This is a genomic window from Roseomonas nitratireducens (genome assembly GCF_017813355.1).
In the GTDB taxonomy this organism is placed as follows: domain Bacteria; phylum Pseudomonadota; class Alphaproteobacteria; order Acetobacterales; family Acetobacteraceae; genus Neoroseomonas; species Neoroseomonas nitratireducens.
This window is the reverse complement of record NZ_JAGIYZ010000002.1, coordinates 359,303-373,873: the sequence shown is the minus strand read 5'-3', so window position 1 is coordinate 373,873 and position 14,571 is coordinate 359,303. Positions and strand designations below refer to the sequence as shown.

Annotated in this window: 21 protein-coding genes; 2 read left to right on the top strand and 19 right to left on the bottom strand. The window is 70.7% G+C overall.

All coding sequences use genetic code 11. The features are described from left to right. Window positions 1-19: 19 nt before the first annotated feature. Entirely contained in the window at window positions 20-268 is a 249-nt protein-coding gene (locus J5Y09_RS04170) for a hypothetical protein (RefSeq protein WP_209350473.1), read from the top strand. Window positions 269-302: 34 nt separating this feature from the next. Next, window positions 303-602, top strand: coding sequence for a hypothetical protein (locus J5Y09_RS04165; protein ID WP_209350472.1), 300 nt, complete (start codon window positions 303-305; stop codon window positions 600-602). Window positions 603-709: 107 nt separating this feature from the next. Here J5Y09_RS04165 and J5Y09_RS04160 read toward each other — a convergent pair whose 3' ends face one another. The 19 genes from J5Y09_RS04160 to J5Y09_RS04070 form a co-directional block, all read right to left on the bottom strand. Then, on the bottom strand, window positions 710-1,396 hold the full coding sequence (locus J5Y09_RS04160) for a recombinase family protein (protein ID WP_209350471.1): 687 nt from the start codon (window positions 1,394-1,396) through the stop codon (window positions 710-712). A 129-nt stretch (window positions 1,397-1,525) separates the two neighbouring features. Next, entirely contained in the window at window positions 1,526-1,741 is a 216-nt protein-coding gene (locus J5Y09_RS04155; protein WP_209350470.1) for a hypothetical protein, read from the bottom strand. Further along, window positions 1,738-2,250 (bottom strand): DUF5681 domain-containing protein, encoded by a 513-nt coding sequence (locus tag J5Y09_RS04150; RefSeq protein WP_209350469.1) that lies wholly within the window; start codon window positions 2,248-2,250, stop codon window positions 1,738-1,740. Before J5Y09_RS04150 ends, J5Y09_RS04155 begins: the two co-directional genes overlap by 4 nt. A gap of 143 nt (window positions 2,251-2,393) precedes the next feature. Next, entirely contained in the window at window positions 2,394-3,659 is a 1,266-nt protein-coding gene (locus tag J5Y09_RS04145) for an AAA family ATPase (protein ID WP_209350468.1), read from the bottom strand. Then, window positions 3,656-4,690, bottom strand: coding sequence for a DUF7146 domain-containing protein (locus J5Y09_RS04140; protein ID WP_209350467.1), 1,035 nt, complete (start codon window positions 4,688-4,690; stop codon window positions 3,656-3,658). The genes J5Y09_RS04145 and J5Y09_RS04140 overlap by 4 nt, the downstream gene beginning before the upstream one ends. A gap of 77 nt (window positions 4,691-4,767) precedes the next feature. Continuing rightward, a complete protein-coding gene (locus J5Y09_RS04135; RefSeq protein ID WP_209350466.1) occupies window positions 4,768-5,016 on the bottom strand; it encodes a hypothetical protein in 249 nt (82 codons plus the stop codon). Further along, on the bottom strand, window positions 5,013-5,528 hold the full coding sequence (locus J5Y09_RS04130; protein WP_209350465.1) for a hypothetical protein: 516 nt from the start codon (window positions 5,526-5,528) through the stop codon (window positions 5,013-5,015). The genes J5Y09_RS04135 and J5Y09_RS04130 overlap by 4 nt, the downstream gene beginning before the upstream one ends. 180 nt (window positions 5,529-5,708) lie before the next feature. Beyond that, entirely contained in the window at window positions 5,709-7,469 is a 1,761-nt protein-coding gene (locus tag J5Y09_RS04125) for a hypothetical protein (protein ID WP_209350464.1), read from the bottom strand. A 1-nt stretch (window position 7,470) separates the two neighbouring features. After that, window positions 7,471-7,845, bottom strand: coding sequence for a hypothetical protein (locus J5Y09_RS04120; RefSeq protein WP_209350463.1), 375 nt, complete (start codon window positions 7,843-7,845; stop codon window positions 7,471-7,473). An 11-nt stretch (window positions 7,846-7,856) separates the two neighbouring features. Continuing rightward, on the bottom strand, window positions 7,857-8,453 hold the full coding sequence (locus J5Y09_RS04115; protein WP_209350462.1) for a hypothetical protein: 597 nt from the start codon (window positions 8,451-8,453) through the stop codon (window positions 7,857-7,859). Beyond that, a complete protein-coding gene (locus J5Y09_RS04110) occupies window positions 8,450-8,983 on the bottom strand; it encodes a hypothetical protein (RefSeq protein ID WP_209350461.1) in 534 nt (177 codons plus the stop codon). Before J5Y09_RS04110 ends, J5Y09_RS04115 begins: the two co-directional genes overlap by 4 nt. After that, window positions 8,983-9,282, bottom strand: coding sequence for a hypothetical protein (locus J5Y09_RS04105; RefSeq protein ID WP_209350460.1), 300 nt, complete (start codon window positions 9,280-9,282; stop codon window positions 8,983-8,985). The genes J5Y09_RS04110 and J5Y09_RS04105 overlap by 1 nt, the downstream gene beginning before the upstream one ends. Next, on the bottom strand, window positions 9,279-9,554 hold the full coding sequence (locus tag J5Y09_RS04100; RefSeq protein ID WP_209350459.1) for a hypothetical protein: 276 nt from the start codon (window positions 9,552-9,554) through the stop codon (window positions 9,279-9,281). The genes J5Y09_RS04105 and J5Y09_RS04100 overlap by 4 nt, the downstream gene beginning before the upstream one ends. A 95-nt stretch (window positions 9,555-9,649) precedes the next feature. Then, window positions 9,650-10,294, bottom strand: a complete 645-nt coding sequence (locus tag J5Y09_RS04095) for a hypothetical protein (RefSeq protein ID WP_209350458.1) — start codon at window positions 10,292-10,294, stop codon at window positions 9,650-9,652. Window positions 10,295-10,331: 37 nt separating this feature from the next. Continuing rightward, window positions 10,332-10,583 (bottom strand): hypothetical protein, encoded by a 252-nt coding sequence (locus J5Y09_RS04090; protein ID WP_209350457.1) that lies wholly within the window; start codon window positions 10,581-10,583, stop codon window positions 10,332-10,334. Window positions 10,584-10,676: 93 nt separating this feature from the next. Then, window positions 10,677-11,999 (bottom strand): tyrosine-type recombinase/integrase, encoded by a 1,323-nt coding sequence (locus J5Y09_RS04085; protein ID WP_209350456.1) that lies wholly within the window; start codon window positions 11,997-11,999, stop codon window positions 10,677-10,679. Window positions 12,000-12,268: 269 nt separating this feature from the next. Next, window positions 12,269-13,192: a DUF6282 family protein gene (locus J5Y09_RS04080; RefSeq protein WP_209350455.1), complete on the bottom strand. Its 924-nt coding sequence runs from the start codon at window positions 13,190-13,192 to the stop codon at window positions 12,269-12,271. A gap of 11 nt (window positions 13,193-13,203) precedes the next feature. Then, window positions 13,204-13,893 (bottom strand): amino acid ABC transporter permease, encoded by a 690-nt coding sequence (locus J5Y09_RS04075; protein WP_209350454.1) that lies wholly within the window; start codon window positions 13,891-13,893, stop codon window positions 13,204-13,206. Window positions 13,894-13,896: 3 nt separating this feature from the next. Then, on the bottom strand, window positions 13,897-14,571 hold the full coding sequence (locus J5Y09_RS04070; protein ID WP_209350453.1) for an amino acid ABC transporter permease: 675 nt from the start codon (window positions 14,569-14,571) through the stop codon (window positions 13,897-13,899).

The following is a 14,571-nucleotide window of genomic DNA, read 5'->3' as shown; positions in this document are numbered from 1 at the left end:
CGTCGGATCGGAGCGCGGGATGGACGAGAACGGATTGAGCCCGGAAGCCGTCAAGGCGTGGTGCGATGAACTCCGCCGCTCCAAGGCGCGCGTCGCGTTCATGCGGGACGAGCTGCCGGTGATCATCGCGGAGAGCGGCGAGGAGGTTGCCGCCGCCCTGCGGGCCGACCTCGAATTGCTCGACATCCACGCCACCCTGCTTGATGCGTGGATCCTCACGGCCGGGGTCGCGATCGGCGCAGGCCTGCCCGCTCGCTCGGCAGCCTGACCCAAGCCCGGCGCCGGGCGCTATCCTGCCCGGCATGTCCGTCCGCACCTTCCACACGCTCGAGACCTGGCCGCGGGAGCTCGTCCTCGCGGTGGGGCAGGCATACCGGCAGAACGGCGCAGAGGGCACGCTAGAGCCCGCAGGCTGGCACCGCATCCGCGACGCCTACCTTGCCGCCGGCGGCGATCCGGAGACGGTGGCGACCACGCCGAACAAGATCATCGCCGTCCTGTGCCGGGTTCACCCGGACTGGATGCACGGGCCGACGCGGCGCCGGGTGGCCGAGGAGGAGGCGATGGCGCTGGCAGCCCGACGACGGACGCCGCTAGGCTGACGAGGCTGCTTGCCCGTGGACGCACCGCAGGCGCCGCAGCAGGGGGACCGCAGCGCCCCGTCTTCTCTACGGGAAGCGGGCGGTCCCCTCCCACCGCGGGCGGCCCGCTACTGCGCCGCCCTACCCAACGCCAGCCGAAGCGCTTCCGGGCTGTAGGGACGCCCCGTGCGCGGGCTGACGTGCCCAGCCTCCGCCATCGCCGCCGCAATCTCGCGCAGAGACCGGACTTCCTTCGTCACGGGGTTCCGCCGCCGCAGCCGGCGCAGGGTCGCCAGCGCATCCCCCGTGATCGTCGCCTTGGCGCCTTCCACGCGGCGCCCGGCCTGGAGGCTGGCGCGGTCGCGAGCGCCCTTCAGCTTCTGCACAACGCGCGCCTTCTCGAACTGGGCAAACGAGCCGAGCACCTGCCGCAGCATCACGCGGGCCGGGTCGCTGCTGTCTGTCAGATCATCGCCGCTCGCCGTGACGACGCGCACGCCGCGCTGCTGCAAGATCGCGATGCCGGTTTCCTGGACCAGCAAGTCGCGGGCGAAGCGGTCTGCGCTTTCGATGAGGACCAGTCGGACGCCGTTGCCTTCGATCTTGTCCAGGAGCGCTGCGAAGCCTGGCCGCTCGGTGATGGGGTCCGCACCGCTCACGGCCGCGTCGTAGCACTCGCCGACGATCCGCAACCGCGCGTGCTTGGCATAGGCCTCGATCGCCGCCCGTTGGCGCGCGCTGCTGTCGCCTTCGACATTGGCCGCGCTGCTGGTGCGGAGGTAGGCGATCGCGGAGGGGGCGGTAGCGGCGGCCATGGCAGGCTTTCCCTAGAGCGGTAACGCAGGCATATCCTCGCTTTCCGGCCCAGGATTGTCAAGTATTCCTGAGATTACTGGACATCAGAACGGCCCGCCGGCCTGCTCGGTCCGCCCCTTTGGACCCAGTCACAACCACCGCGACGCCTTGATCCGGTTCGCTTCCTCCTCGCTCCTCGCCCAACTCAGGACGATCACCTTCGCCCCGATCGGCACGCCGTCAGGGAACCGCCGCGCGATCACGTCCTCCGTCCGCTCGTCCTCGTCCGCCCAGAGCATGTGGACGCCGGCCGCCATGTTCAGCCGCCGCTCGATCGCCTGAAGCCGCTGCTCAAGATCCTTCACCGCTCGTCCTCCGCCTCGGAATAGGGCAGCGCCAGCGCCTGCGACCCGCCCATCCGCTGCTCGATCAGCGCCAGCCGCCGCGCGAGGGTGTGCGTCTCGATCGCCCGGCGCGCGCCTTCGAGCACGTCCTTCACCGCCTGGCCCTCGTCCGGGCTGATCTCCCCGCGCGCGACCGCGGTCGTCACCCGCATCATCGCGTCCACCACATCGGCCGTGGTCTCGATCTTCGCGGGCAGGTCGATCTTCACCGGGTTCATCTTCCGCCCCGGCATCACGCGGTCCAGCACGAGCTTCTGCGCGACCGTGTCGCCGTTGATCGCGAGCTCGATCGCCTTCAGCCACACCGCCTTGGCGTTCTCGTCGCCGATCTCGTCCAGCATCTTCAGCACGACATGCCGCGACCCTTTCGGCCTGCCGGGATTGCCCGGCGCGAACTTCCCCCGCCCATCATGCAGGCGACGTTCCCCGGCCGTAGTTTCGTGTCCTCGGTCGTCCGTCTCGGTGCTCATCTCGTCCCTCTCAGTGCGCCACTGTTCCCGGGGTGCGCTGCTCGCCAATGGGGGTGCGCCACTAGGGTTTTCCCCTAGGGCGCCCCAGTGGCGCGGCGCACCCCATGCCGCGCCGCTGCGCCACTAGAAGTGCGCCACTGGAGTTAGTGGCGCGCCTCATCTGAACCGGCCTCCTCGACCCAGCCGCCGAAGGGATTTCCGGAGGTCCAGAGGCGCTTGCGGACCTTCCGGTCAGCGGGATCGCGCCACTTGCGGATTTGGACCTCGCCCGTTGCCTGAAGTTCCTTCAGCACGTCCGCGCAGGCGCCCCGGGGGATGCCGGCCTGCTCCAAGGCGTGGCGGGCGGCGGCATCGGCGGTCGGGCTGGTGGAGCATGGTTCGCCGTGCAGCCCTTGCCGGAGGGCGCGCACGGCCTTGGCCAGGTCTTCGGGCGTGATTGAGAAGGTGGGCGGGCTCCAGGGGACGAGGAGGTGCGCCACGTCGCCGTTGGCGAGTTCCCGTTCTTCCGCGACGAACCAGGCTTGCGGCCGGCGGCGGGAGTATTGTGACTTGCCAGTTTCGACCTTCACGTAGAGGTCGGTCATGTCCTCGGCGATGCTGAATTGCTTCGCCTCCTCCGCAGTCATGGGCCGCATAGACCAGAGGGAACGGATAGCGCCGCCGATCGCGCCGGCCCCGCGTATGCGCTGGAGCCCGTTGCCTTCGCCGGCCTTCGTCTCGTGGTGCAGCAGCAGGAAGACGCAATCGAATTCGACGCCCATCGAGCGCAGCGCGCGCAGCACCGGCCGCATGAGGGTGTTGGAGTTCTCCTCGGCCGTGTGGAGTTCGATCAGGGGATCCAGCACGACGAGATCAGGGCGGAATTCGCTGATCGTCGCGCGCAGCCGTTCCAGGCCGGGGGTCTCGGTCAGCCGGCCGTCATGATCGACTTGGAACAGCGGCACGCAGTCCGACACGTCCACCACGGCCAGGTTGGCGTTCACCGTGGCGCGCTGGCGGGGGTGTTCCAGCAGGCGGCCGGCGACAGCGGCACCGCGGCGCCGGAGCTCGTCCAACTCGTCCTCGATGCCGCCGAACAGCACGCGGCAGGGGCCGGGCGGGTTGATGAGCCCGCCATAGGACAGGCCGGCCGCAAGCGCGACGCTTAGGCCCAGCGCGAGCGTGGTCTTGCTGACCCCGGGCGGCCCAGCGAGACAGGCGAGGCGCGGCCGGGGGAAGGCACCGATGCCGCCGACCCACCGACGCTCAGGGATGGCGCGCTCGTCTTCGAGGAGGAGTTGATCGAGCTTCAGCGGCGCCGGCTTCCGCGCCGGCGCCTCCGCTTCCTGCTCGTCCCGTTTCGGCGCGCGCGTGCTCACCTTCGCGCCGGCCTGCTTCAACGCCTGTTCCGGGGACTGCACCACGTTCATGCCGCCACCTCGCGCACCAGGTCGTTGAAGTCGCCGGCCGGCGGGTGGCAGATGCGCGCCTCCCTCCCGGCCGCCTGCCACCGATCGGCGCAGGCTTCGCCCGCCGACATGCCGGCCTCCTCAGGGTCCGCAAACACCGTCAAGCACTCGACCCCGGGCAGGACAGGAAAGGCGCGGATGCCGCCGGCGCTCGTCGCCGCCCACACGGGACGCCACCCGAACCCCTGCATCACCGAGAGCGCCGTCTCGATCCCCTCGGCGATCCCGAGCCCCGCCGTCACGTCCTCGTCAGGGACCAGCCGGATCACGCCGGCATTACCGAGCATCATCTTCGCCGTGCCGTCCGCCTTCCCGCGGCCATCGGCGCGCAGGAGCGTCCGATGCAAGCCGCACGGTTCCCCAGTCGCGGGGTCCGTCATCAGCGCGACCATCGCGGGCAGGCGTTCAGCGCCGCGCGGGCAAGCAGGATGGAACCGGATCGGCGCATCCGCCGGCAGGGTCAGCCCGCGCGACGCGAGATAGGTCTCGACCAGCGTGCCGGTTGCGGGGACCGCCTCGCGCCAGGTGCGGCGCGCATGGTCTCCCGTCCCCGAAGCCGCGCGCGGGCGCTCCGGAGGCGCTACAGGCCGGGGTGGCAGCGCGCGCACCTCGCCACCGTCCGACAGGCCCAGCCAGCCCCGCGCCCACGCCGCAGCGTCCGCGCGGTCGCATCCGCGCAGGTGCGCCACCAGGTCCAGCGCATCGCCGCCCGCGGCACCGTTCGCGGAGACGGGGCGCCCCGATGCCGGGGGATCGTGGTCGAACCAGGTGCCGCGTTGCGGCCCGGCCACCGTGACGACGAGCGAGCCCTTGCCGCGGAACCGCCGCCGGTCGCCGTGAAGCGTCGAGCTCTCGCCGCCGGTCAGCAGGTGCGCCAGGTCCTCGATCCGATCGGCAAGGCGCGCGGCGATCTCGTCGAAGGACACCCGGGCGGCTATCCGCTGGAGCGTCTCGATCTGCCGCTCGGATGCCGGGCGGGAGGCGCGCGCCATGTCCTCGAGGAACGTCTCCTCCCAGGTCGAGAGCGGCGCGGGGTTCGCCCGGCACGCGGCGATCAGCTGCGCGGCGTTCATCGCGCGGCCTCCACGAGTTGCACCGCCGCGGGGAACTCGCGCCCCGCCGAGTGACGCGCCAGGACGGCCCGCAGCAGGCAAGGATCGAGGCGCCGCCACCGCGCCAGGCGATCGGCGATCACGTCCTCCGCACGCTCGCCGATGCCGCCGGCGATCTCGTGCAGGAACTCGGCGATGGCGCGCGGCCCGAGCGCGTGCAGATGTTCCGCACCGCGGGCGAGGCTATGGGGAAGGGGCGCGCTCAATGCACGGCCCCCTTGATGATCGGATGGACGCCATCGGTCGGGCGAACGAGGAGCGTCGGCACCCGGCGCGGCAGCGCAGCCCGCGCGGCGAACCTCGCCCATTCGTCCAGATGGGCCGCGTCCGTCTCGACCAGGCAGCAGGACCGCTGCGCCATCGCGGCCTGGATCGCGAGGGCGTAGTCCGAGGGCTGACCGCCCGCCGCGTGGATCATGTGCGCGCGGGCGTAGCGCAGCGCCTTCCGCGCGGCAGGGAAGCGCGCCGGCCCGCTCGATGCGTGGTCGTCGTCGGCCATGATGATGAGCGCCGGCAGCGGATGGTTCGCGATGTGCCGCAGGGACATCGCCTCCTCTCCCGCGGTGCGCTTGATGACGACGCACACGATCTGCCCATCCCGGATGGCACGCAGGACCGGGGCGAAATGCACAACGCCGATCGCGTCCATCTTGGCGATCGCGTCGTTGATCCGCTGGCGCGTGAGGTTCACGAAGAACCCGCCGAGACCGTCAGACATGGCGCGCCTCCGCATCAGTCGGACGGCGCGCAGGGAAGCGTCGAAACGCTTCCGTTTTCCTGCTCAGCCTGATATCCATTCCACACATCCCGACTAGTTGCTTTCGCCCCCGTCAGCCCGGCCAAGGCTGGCGGGGGTTTCTCGTTCAGGGCGCGACGCGCGCCGCGGGGTTGCCGCAACTCATGCGAGCCTCCGCAGCAGGCAAGCGCCCGCTTCCTCGATCCCGGTTGCGATGGCTTCCATCTCGTCGGCCTGCTCGGCTGCGGCGCGGATCAGCGCGTCGTCCGCGTCCAGCAGCCGGCCATCAGCGCGGAGGCTTTCAATCGCCGCCATGATCCGCTGCATCTCCGGATCGTCGGACGCCTGCGCGGCGCGCAGCACGGCCTCATCCCGGCGAAGGCCCCCGTCCGCCTCCATGATGGCGGCCCGCTCCATCACGTCCGCGCGCGCAGGCTCGGACAGGCGGGCGATCTGCCGCTGCGCGTGGTGCGCGGCGAGATACCAGTCGTGCGCCTCGTCTACAGCGCGGTCCCAGTCCGCCCGCATGCGGTCCGCCGCCGCCAGGTCCGCGCCGCGCTCAATGCCGAAGCCGCCCCGGAAGCGCGCGCCCATACCGCGCATCTCGGCTTCCACCGCGTCGATCAAGTCCTGCTTCGTCAGGCTATCCGGCGCCAGGCCCTCGCCGCGCTCGTTCACCGGCCCGACGCGGTCCCCAAAGAACCCCTCATCCCGCGCCCGGACGGCGGCAATGTCCGGCGCCATGCCGTCGCGGCGGATCAGGCCCGGCCGGGCGCGCGCGTCCCCCACCACCGCGGCAAGGTCGCCCGTGTCGTCCCTCAGCCCGCCGTTCTGGACGATCCACCCGATCAGGGACTGCCGCTTGCTCTCCGCCCGCGCCTCCGCCCCGGCGGCGTCGATCGCCGCCTGCTGCGCCTCGAGCGTCGTCCCCTGCCGGCGGGCAAACTCCGCCTCGAATTCCTCGCGCGTGAGAGGCGTCCCATCCGGCCGGGATGGAATGTCCAGCGACCGGCGGACCTCGCCGCCTTCCATCGTCTCCCGGATCATCGGCGCGGCACTCTCCGGCGCCGCCCGGAACAGCGTGTCCTCGATCTCCCGCACCACCAGCCCGCGCGGGATCTCCACCTGCCGCCCGGCCGCCACGTCGCGGGCGGCGAGGTCGAGCGTCCGGGTGGAGACGCGAGGCTCAGGCGCCACGCCGGAACGGGAGAGGAAGCCGCCGAGCGCCCCGAAGCCCGCGCCGACCACGGCCCCCGCGGCCAGGTCCATCACGGCGCGGGACCAGGTGACATCGTCGCCGAATTCTTGGTGGACGCTGTAGACGAACGGCATGGAGAGGGCGTTGCCGACCACGCCTTCAGTCGCGCCGCGCGCAACGCCGCCGGCCACGCCAGAGCGTTCCAGCGTCGCCGCAGCGCGCCCCGCCACGGTGCCGACCACACCGGCGGTCCGGCCGCCCTGCACCAGGCGCAACGCGCGCGCCGCCGGGCCTGCGATGGGCAGGAAATTGACGGGGTCGGGGATGCTGCCGACGATCGAGGCACCGATCATCAGCGCGCTCTCGAAGAACCCGGCATCGCGCGCCGACATGACTTGCCGGCGATACTCGTTCTCGTCATGGCGGGACGCGATGGCGGCGGCCCTGCCGACCGTCATGCGCTCGTCCCACGTCACGCCGGCGCGCCAGTATTGGGAGGCTTCCCACTCGTGCCGCGCGAGTGGCGCAGGATCAGCGTCACCGGCGCGCGCTGCGTCGCGGCGGGCAAGCGCCGTGGCGGTCGTGGTGTTCCACCAGCCTTCACGCACCGAGGCGCCAGACGCCTCCGCCATCGACGGCCGCCGGCCCGCCAGCACCTCGTCCGCCTGCTCGCGGGCGAAGCGCGGCAGCTCCGGCGCGGCGTCCATCAGGTCGAGGTCGGACACCTCAGGGCGTCCCCTGGATGCGATCGGCAACCATGCGGCCCCGGAGCGTCCGGGCGATCGCCAGGGCCTCCAGGTTGCCAATCCGGTCCGCCTGCATGCGCGCGATGATCGCGTCGAGCGCGGAGAGGGCTTGGTCAGGGCCGAGACCGTTGGCAATGCGGACCTGCACCGTCGCCGCGGTGGTCGGGGCGTCGCTGCCCAGCGTCACTTGATGGAACGCAATGCCAGGTGCGGCAGTGAGGCTTACCGCTGCGCCCAGGCCACCGATGCCGGACGCGATGCGCACCTGCACCGTGCCGGCCGTGGTAGGCGCGGCCGTGCCGATGACGACTTGGTTGAAGGCGTCGCCGATGCCGGCAGACACGGAAGCAGCCATGTGTGGGTCTCCTACTCAGCCGCCAGCGGCGGCGTTTCATCCACGCGCCCAAGGGCGCGCTCGATCTCCGCGGCCAAGTCGCGGCCGAGGCGGTGCTCGTCGGTGTCGGGGTAGGTCGGAGGACTGGACGGCAGGATCAGGCCGGCCTCATGCGCAGCGGTCGCGACCAGCGCGCCGAGCTCGTCCGGCAGGCGCGCGCGGAGAGCGCCGATGCGGCTTTCAGGCACTTCCTGCGCCAGCGTCTTCACGTCCGCCATCAGCCCGGCGAACTCCGCCATCGTCTGCGCGAGCAGCCGGCCGGCCTTCACGCGGCGAGCATGCAGCGCGTCCTTCTTCACCATGGCGGCGCGCATGCGCTCCTGCCGGTGTGCCTCCTTGGCATTCGCGGCGCGCGCCTCGTCGCGGCGCTTCTGCGCTGCGAGCCCGGCCTCGACTGCCTGGAGGCGTTCCCGGAGGCGCCGAAGCTCGGCGCTGGCAGACTTCACCGCGGCGGCGTTGCCGTCCGCCTCAGCCTCGCCGAGCGCCGCTTCCTGCTCGCTGATCGCGAACATCAGAGCGGCCTTCTGATCGTAGAGCGTGCCCACGTTGCGTGCGGGATCGTGCTTCACTTCGCCCTCCGGATGGACAGAAGGATCTGATTGGCGAGGGTCGGCGAGTTGGCGGCGCCGGTCCGGTCGAGCCAGTCGGCAAAGCCCGGGTGCCGCGCGACCTCGGCCCGCACCGCGGAGAGGTTCGCGTCGTAGTCGCGGCCCCACAGCGCGCGTAGCGCCTTCATGTTCCGGTCGGCCTGCGCGTCGCCCCGGTGCCGGAGGTATTCGATATCGCTCGCGATGGCGCGACCGTGCGCGTCGTCGCCGAGGTAGCGCGCCAGGTGCCCGGAGCCCTCCTCGATCTCGGCCTTGGGCAGGCCCAGGCGCGCCGCTGCGACCAGCGTCCGGGAGAAGTCAGGCTCGGCCGGTTGGGCTTCCGCCTCCTTCGCGGCAACCTGCTCTGCCGAGAGAAGATCGCGCTTGGCGAGCAATGCCGGTCGCGCCGGATCGCTCCAGCGCATCTGCTGCAATTGCCGCGTGGTCTCGATGAGCTCGCCTTCCAGCGCCTCCGGAGACCGCGCCTCGGGGGTCGGGGTCGTCTCCGACATCACCGCACCGCCTTCAGCGCGGCATCGGCCTCGGCGAGCTCCGCACGGGCCGCAGCGACCTTCGCCTCGGCGTCGGCCAGCCGCGCGCGCCAGACCTCGTATTCGGCCCGGATCGGCGCCGCGACCTGCTCGGCATCGGTCACGCGGGAGGAGGCCACGGCCACCCGCCGCTGCGCGGCGTCGCGCGCCTCGAAAGCCTTCAACGGCGGCTCGATTATGCGCAGAACGTCCGTCAGGGCGCCGCGATTCTGCTCGCGCACCGCCGGCGTCAGAAAGTCGAGGTTGGGCGTGTCGGTCATGCCGCGCGCGCCTCCTCGTGCTGACGGAAGCGCCGGCCGCCCCGCGTCACAGGCGCGGCCGCAATGCGTTCCTCGGCGAGCTTGAACAGCTCCGCCGTGTCGATCAGCGCCTTCCCGTTGACGCGCCGGAGCGTCAGCGGCCACGCTTCGAGCGTGCGGGGCGAGATGGGGAAATAGCGCTCATTGACGAGCGCGGCAGCGCGCTTCCGATCCACCAGTTTCGGCGGGCTGGCAGAGATGGGGGCGCTGGTCTCCAGCAGTCGCTTGCGCATGATGTCCTCTGCAAATCACTGCGAGAGCCGCAGGGATAAGCGGAGGCATACGGCGCGCTTCGCGCCGCCACGTAGTGTTCAGAGGTTTCGAAACCTCATGCGAGGTCGTTGACGCGCGCGCGGCTACGCCGAACGCGGGCGCGGATTGCGCCTTCGCCGACGCCTTCGCGCTTCGTCATGCCCGCGATCGCGCCGGCCTGCTTCCCGTCCATGGCGGAACCGATGGCGAGTAGCGCGGCAGTCTTCTCGTCAGTCAGCAACCGGCGGAGATGATCGAAGGCGCCGCGGGGCGGTCCTTCATCGCCCAGCCGCAGCGCGGCAGCGACCAATGTCCGCGCCTCGCGCGCTGGCACGTTCCGTTCCTGAAAGCGCGCCAGCGCCCGGCGCTGCTTTTCCGGGGCGTCTCCCGGCTTCGGCAACTCGCGCCAGTCACGGCCCTCGGCAAGCCCGAGCAGGCGAAGCGCGCTCGCGCGCAGATAGTCGGCGACCCATCGCGGGATGCGCACGTCAGCATCGTCCGGACGTTCACCCGGCGCAGGCAGCACCGCCGCGAGCGTTGCCCATGCGCCGAGCCAGTTCCGATCCGTCTCGGCAAGACGGCGCAGCGTCGCGAGCTCCGCGGCGCGCTTCGCCTTGGGGGAGGGTGCCCGGCGGAGGTGGACTTCCGGACCAGCGATGGACGGCCGATCACCCACGGGCGCGCAGTCGTCATCATCGTCAGCGCCGAGAGGAGGCGCCACCGGCGCCTCCTCCGTCTTCGTCCGCCGGGTCGGCACGTCAGGCGACCTTTGCGGCCTGCTCGCGGGCATGCAGCGCGGCGAGGATCGCCTCAGCGCGCACCAGGTCCGCGTCGATCTTCTCCATCGCCCAGTGAACCTGATCCGGCTCCAGTTGCCCCGCCTGCGCCGCGGCAGACAGCATGAGCCCGGCACCGCGCCGCGCCTCCGCAAGCGCGTCCTGCGCCTTCGCCAGCGTCGGCTTGGCAGCGGCGCTGACGGCCGGGATAGTCTGGAAGATAGCCTCGGACATGGAATGCTCTCCATGGTCGGGGTCAGCCTCGGCGCGGTGTTGCACCACCCGCCGGGGCGCCCTGGATGCCCGGAACCGCCGGGCGCGGATCACTCAGGCCCGCCGGAGCGGGACCACATCGCCGCCGGGCTGCTCGCCCTTCACCGCGGCCTGTAGGGCGGCGCCCCACGCCTCCATGGCGGCCGCCTGCTCCGGCCAGCGCTTCGACCACTGATAGACGCCCAGGACGCCGCCACGGGTCGCCGCCTGCCGATGGTTCAGGATCGCGTCCACCACGGCCTCCGACTTGCCAATCTCGCCGAGGAAGGTCGCGAACGAGCGGCGGAAGTCGTGGATCGTCCAGCCGTCGAGTTCAGCGGCCTTCACGATCTCGGCCTTCATGTCGCGCCATGTCGTGATCGGCTTCCCGCTGCGGGGGGCAGGGAAGACGAGCCCGGTCTTTGGCTTCTTCGCCGCCTCGAAGCGCTGCCGGAGGATGTCCATCGCGAGCGGATGCAGGCTTAGCCGGTGCGGGTCGCCGTTCTTCGTCAGGCGCCCGGGCTGCGTCCATACGCCCTGCGTCAGATCCACATGCTTCCAGTCCATGCCGGCCGCCTCGTTCCGCCGCGCCGGAATGGCAATCAGGAACCGGAACAGGTCGCGGTGGACCGTCTGCAATTCCTCGGCCCGGCCCGCGGCGTGCCAAAGGACTGCGAGTTGATCCGGCCGCAGCAGACCCTTGCGCGGGGCAGGGGGGCGGGGTCGCCTGCTCTTCGGGATGGCGTCGCACGGGTTCACCGCGATGTGCCCTTCCTCCAGCAGCCAGTCGAAGAACCTGCTCAGCGCCCCGAACCGCGCGCGCGCCACGCCGGGCGACTTCGCAGCAGCGCGGAGGAACGTCCGAAGGTCTTCCGGCGCCATGTCCCGCGCCGGCTTCTTCTCCGCCCGCATCGCAGCCACGGCCGCCTTCGCGTGCGTGAGCTCCGCCGCCGCATGGGCCGCCGTGATCAAGCCCGTGCCGCGCATCTTTGGCCGCGACGGCAGGTCTTCCCCGTATTCCTCGAGGAGACGCTCCAGCGTCCCGGCTCGCTTCACCGCGTCCTCGGCGATCTTCGCCCGCTTCTCCGCCGCGGGGTCGCGGCCGGCCTTCGTTGCGCCCTTCAGCGCCTCGGCCTGGGTCCGCGCGTCGGGCGGGGAGTGCGTCTCAGGGTTCCCGATCGTGACCGACTTCGAGGCGAAGCGCTTGCCCGTGGCCGGGTCGGTGCCGCGCGGCTTGTAGGAATAGACCCAGGCCATGGTCGATGGGTTCACCACCAGCGCCAGGCCGCGGCATTCCGCATCGCCGATCACGAGCCGCTGATCCTTCGCGCGGCGCGCCCATGCGGCCTCGATCGTCGTCCGCGTGATCCGCACCGGCCCTTCGCGCGTCACCTTCATCCGCCGCTCCTTCGACCGCGCGCCAGTCATGGGGTAACCGGACAGAAGTCACGCGGGTCGTCTGACCGGACATTGACCGGACGCGCGGCGCGGAAGCAAGCGGAAAGTCGCGTAGCGGAGCGATATCGCGCGGAGCGCCAGAATACCTGGCATTCCGGAGGTTAGAGGATGGAAAGGCTGCTCGGCTCAGGGTTCGCGGAAAGCGGCATCCCAGGACTTTTAATCATGGGGTCCGGGGTTCGAATCCCCGCGGGCACACCAGTTTCGCCTCAGCCTTCCGGCGCCGGGCCGATCCGGAACAGCGCTGCCGGATTGTCGCGGATCATGCGGCGGATCTCCGCCTCGCTGAAGCCTTCGCTCTCGACCAGCATCAGGTATTCGCGGAACGCCTCGACCGGCGGGGGCAGCAGGTACACGCCTGCGTCGGTCGAGAGGATCGCGCGGTCCCCCGCCGCGCGGATGCGCGGCGAGAAATCCTGGATGACGCTGTTGGCGGCGATCTTGTGCTTCTCCTCGTCGACATGGGTCAGGCCCACCTGCGTCGCGTGCGTCAGCACGAAGAAGGAGAACTCGGCATAGGCGCCGGTTCCGACGATGACGCGGATCTCGTCCTCCGCGTAGCGCGTGCAATGGGTGCGCACGCGGGTGACGCCGCGGCGCTTCGCTTCCTCGGCCAGCGCCACGGCTTCGCGCCCGGAGACGTGGCCGCAGTCGAAGACGACATCCTTCGCCGCGCAGAGATCCATGATGGCCGGCACCGGGTCCGGCACCACGCCGTTCTCCGGCACGCGGAAGGTGGTCTCGAGGAAGGCTGGCCCGCGTCCCTCCCGCTTCGCCACGTGGTAGGTGTGATGCGTGGGCAGGCTGACGAAGCGCGCGCCGGTCCCCGGGCCGTAGCCGTAGCCGATCGCGGTGCGCGCGGCTTCCAGCGTGACGCCCCCGGCGGTCGGTTGCATGATGAGGCCGCCGAAGGCCTCGACGCCGAGATGGCCGAGTTCGTCGTTCGCCAGCGCGGCGAGCCCCGAGCTGTTCTGGAAGTTGCACATGATGCCGATCGCGCGCATGCCCGCGGCCGCGGCCTGGCGCACCGCGTCGAAGGCATTGACGGATCGGCCCGACAGATGGGGTGCGCAATGCACGTGGCAGTCGATCGCACCCTTGAGCAGGTGCATGCCGGGCGGGACGAAGGGCATGGCGATGTTCCTCAGGCCTTGGCGCGCCGCCCCAGCCGCGCTTCGAGCCTTTCGCCGAAGCGCTTCGTGGGCCAGCAGATCAGGAAGTAGACGATCAGGATGGTGCCGAAGCAGAGCAGCGCGGAAAAGCCGCGCGTGTTCAGGATCTTGGCCGCATAGGTCATCTCCATCACGCCGATCTGGCTGGCGATGGAGGTCGACTTGATGAATCCGACCGCGTAGCCGAACAGCGGCGGCAGCACGACGCGCCAGGATTGCGGCGCGACGACGCGCGTCAGCACGCGCCAGCGGGAGAAGTTCATCGCCTCCGCCGCGTCCCATTGCGGCGCGGGGACAGATTCGATTCCGGCGCGCGCGATCTCCGCCGCGAAGGCGGCGGCGGAGAGCACCACCGTCACCAGCGCGATGGTGAAGAGCGACGCCTGCGCGCCCGACAGCTGGAAGGCGAAGAAGACGCACATCAGCTTCACGAGGAAGGGGATGCGGCGGAAGGTCTCGACATAGCCGGTGGCGGCCACGCGCACCGGCCCGAAGCCATACAGGCGCGGGTGCCGCCCGATGGCCAGGCAGAAGCCGATCGCGAAGCCCAGCGCCGCGCCGACATAGGACAGCAGCAGCGTGTTGAGCAGCGCCTCCCCCAGGAAGAGCAGGTTCCAGGAGGAGAAGAAGCGCGGTGCGTCCTCGATGAGCTGTTCCCACATCGGTCAGAGGATCCTCGCCCGCACGCGGAACAGCCAGCGCCCGATCAGGGCAAGCGCGACGGAGCACACCAGCGTCAGTGCCACATAGATCACCGCGACGATGGAGAAGACCTCGAGCGATCGGAAGGTCAGCGAATTGACGTTGTAGGCGCGGCCGGTCAGTTCCTCGACCGCGAAGATCGCGGCGATCGAGGTCGTCATGACCTGGATGATGAACTGGTTCGACAGCGGCGGGTACAGCGCCTTGGCGATGTGCGGGACGATCACGTACAAGACCATCTGCGGCACGCTGAAGCCCATGGCGCTGGCCGCGTCCAGCTCCTCCCGCCGCAGCGACTGGAAGCCGGCGCGCTGGATCTCCGTCAGGTAGGCGCCGGCGTTCAGCGACATGCCGATCGCGACCGCGGCATAGGGGGAAAGCAGGATCCCCGCATCCGGAAGCACGAAGAAGATGAAGAAGATCTGCACCAGCAGCGGCGTGTTGATGAAGAAGGTGACGTAGCCCTGGACGGCGAGCCGCGCCGCCCGCGGCCCGAAATGCAGGATGGAGGCGTTCAGCAACCCGATTGCCCAGCCCGCGAGGAAGGAGATCACCGCGAGCTGCAGCGTCAGGACCGCGCCACCCAGCAGGTAGGGTATGTGCCCCGTGACCTGCGAGTAGATGAGGCTGTAGTTCAC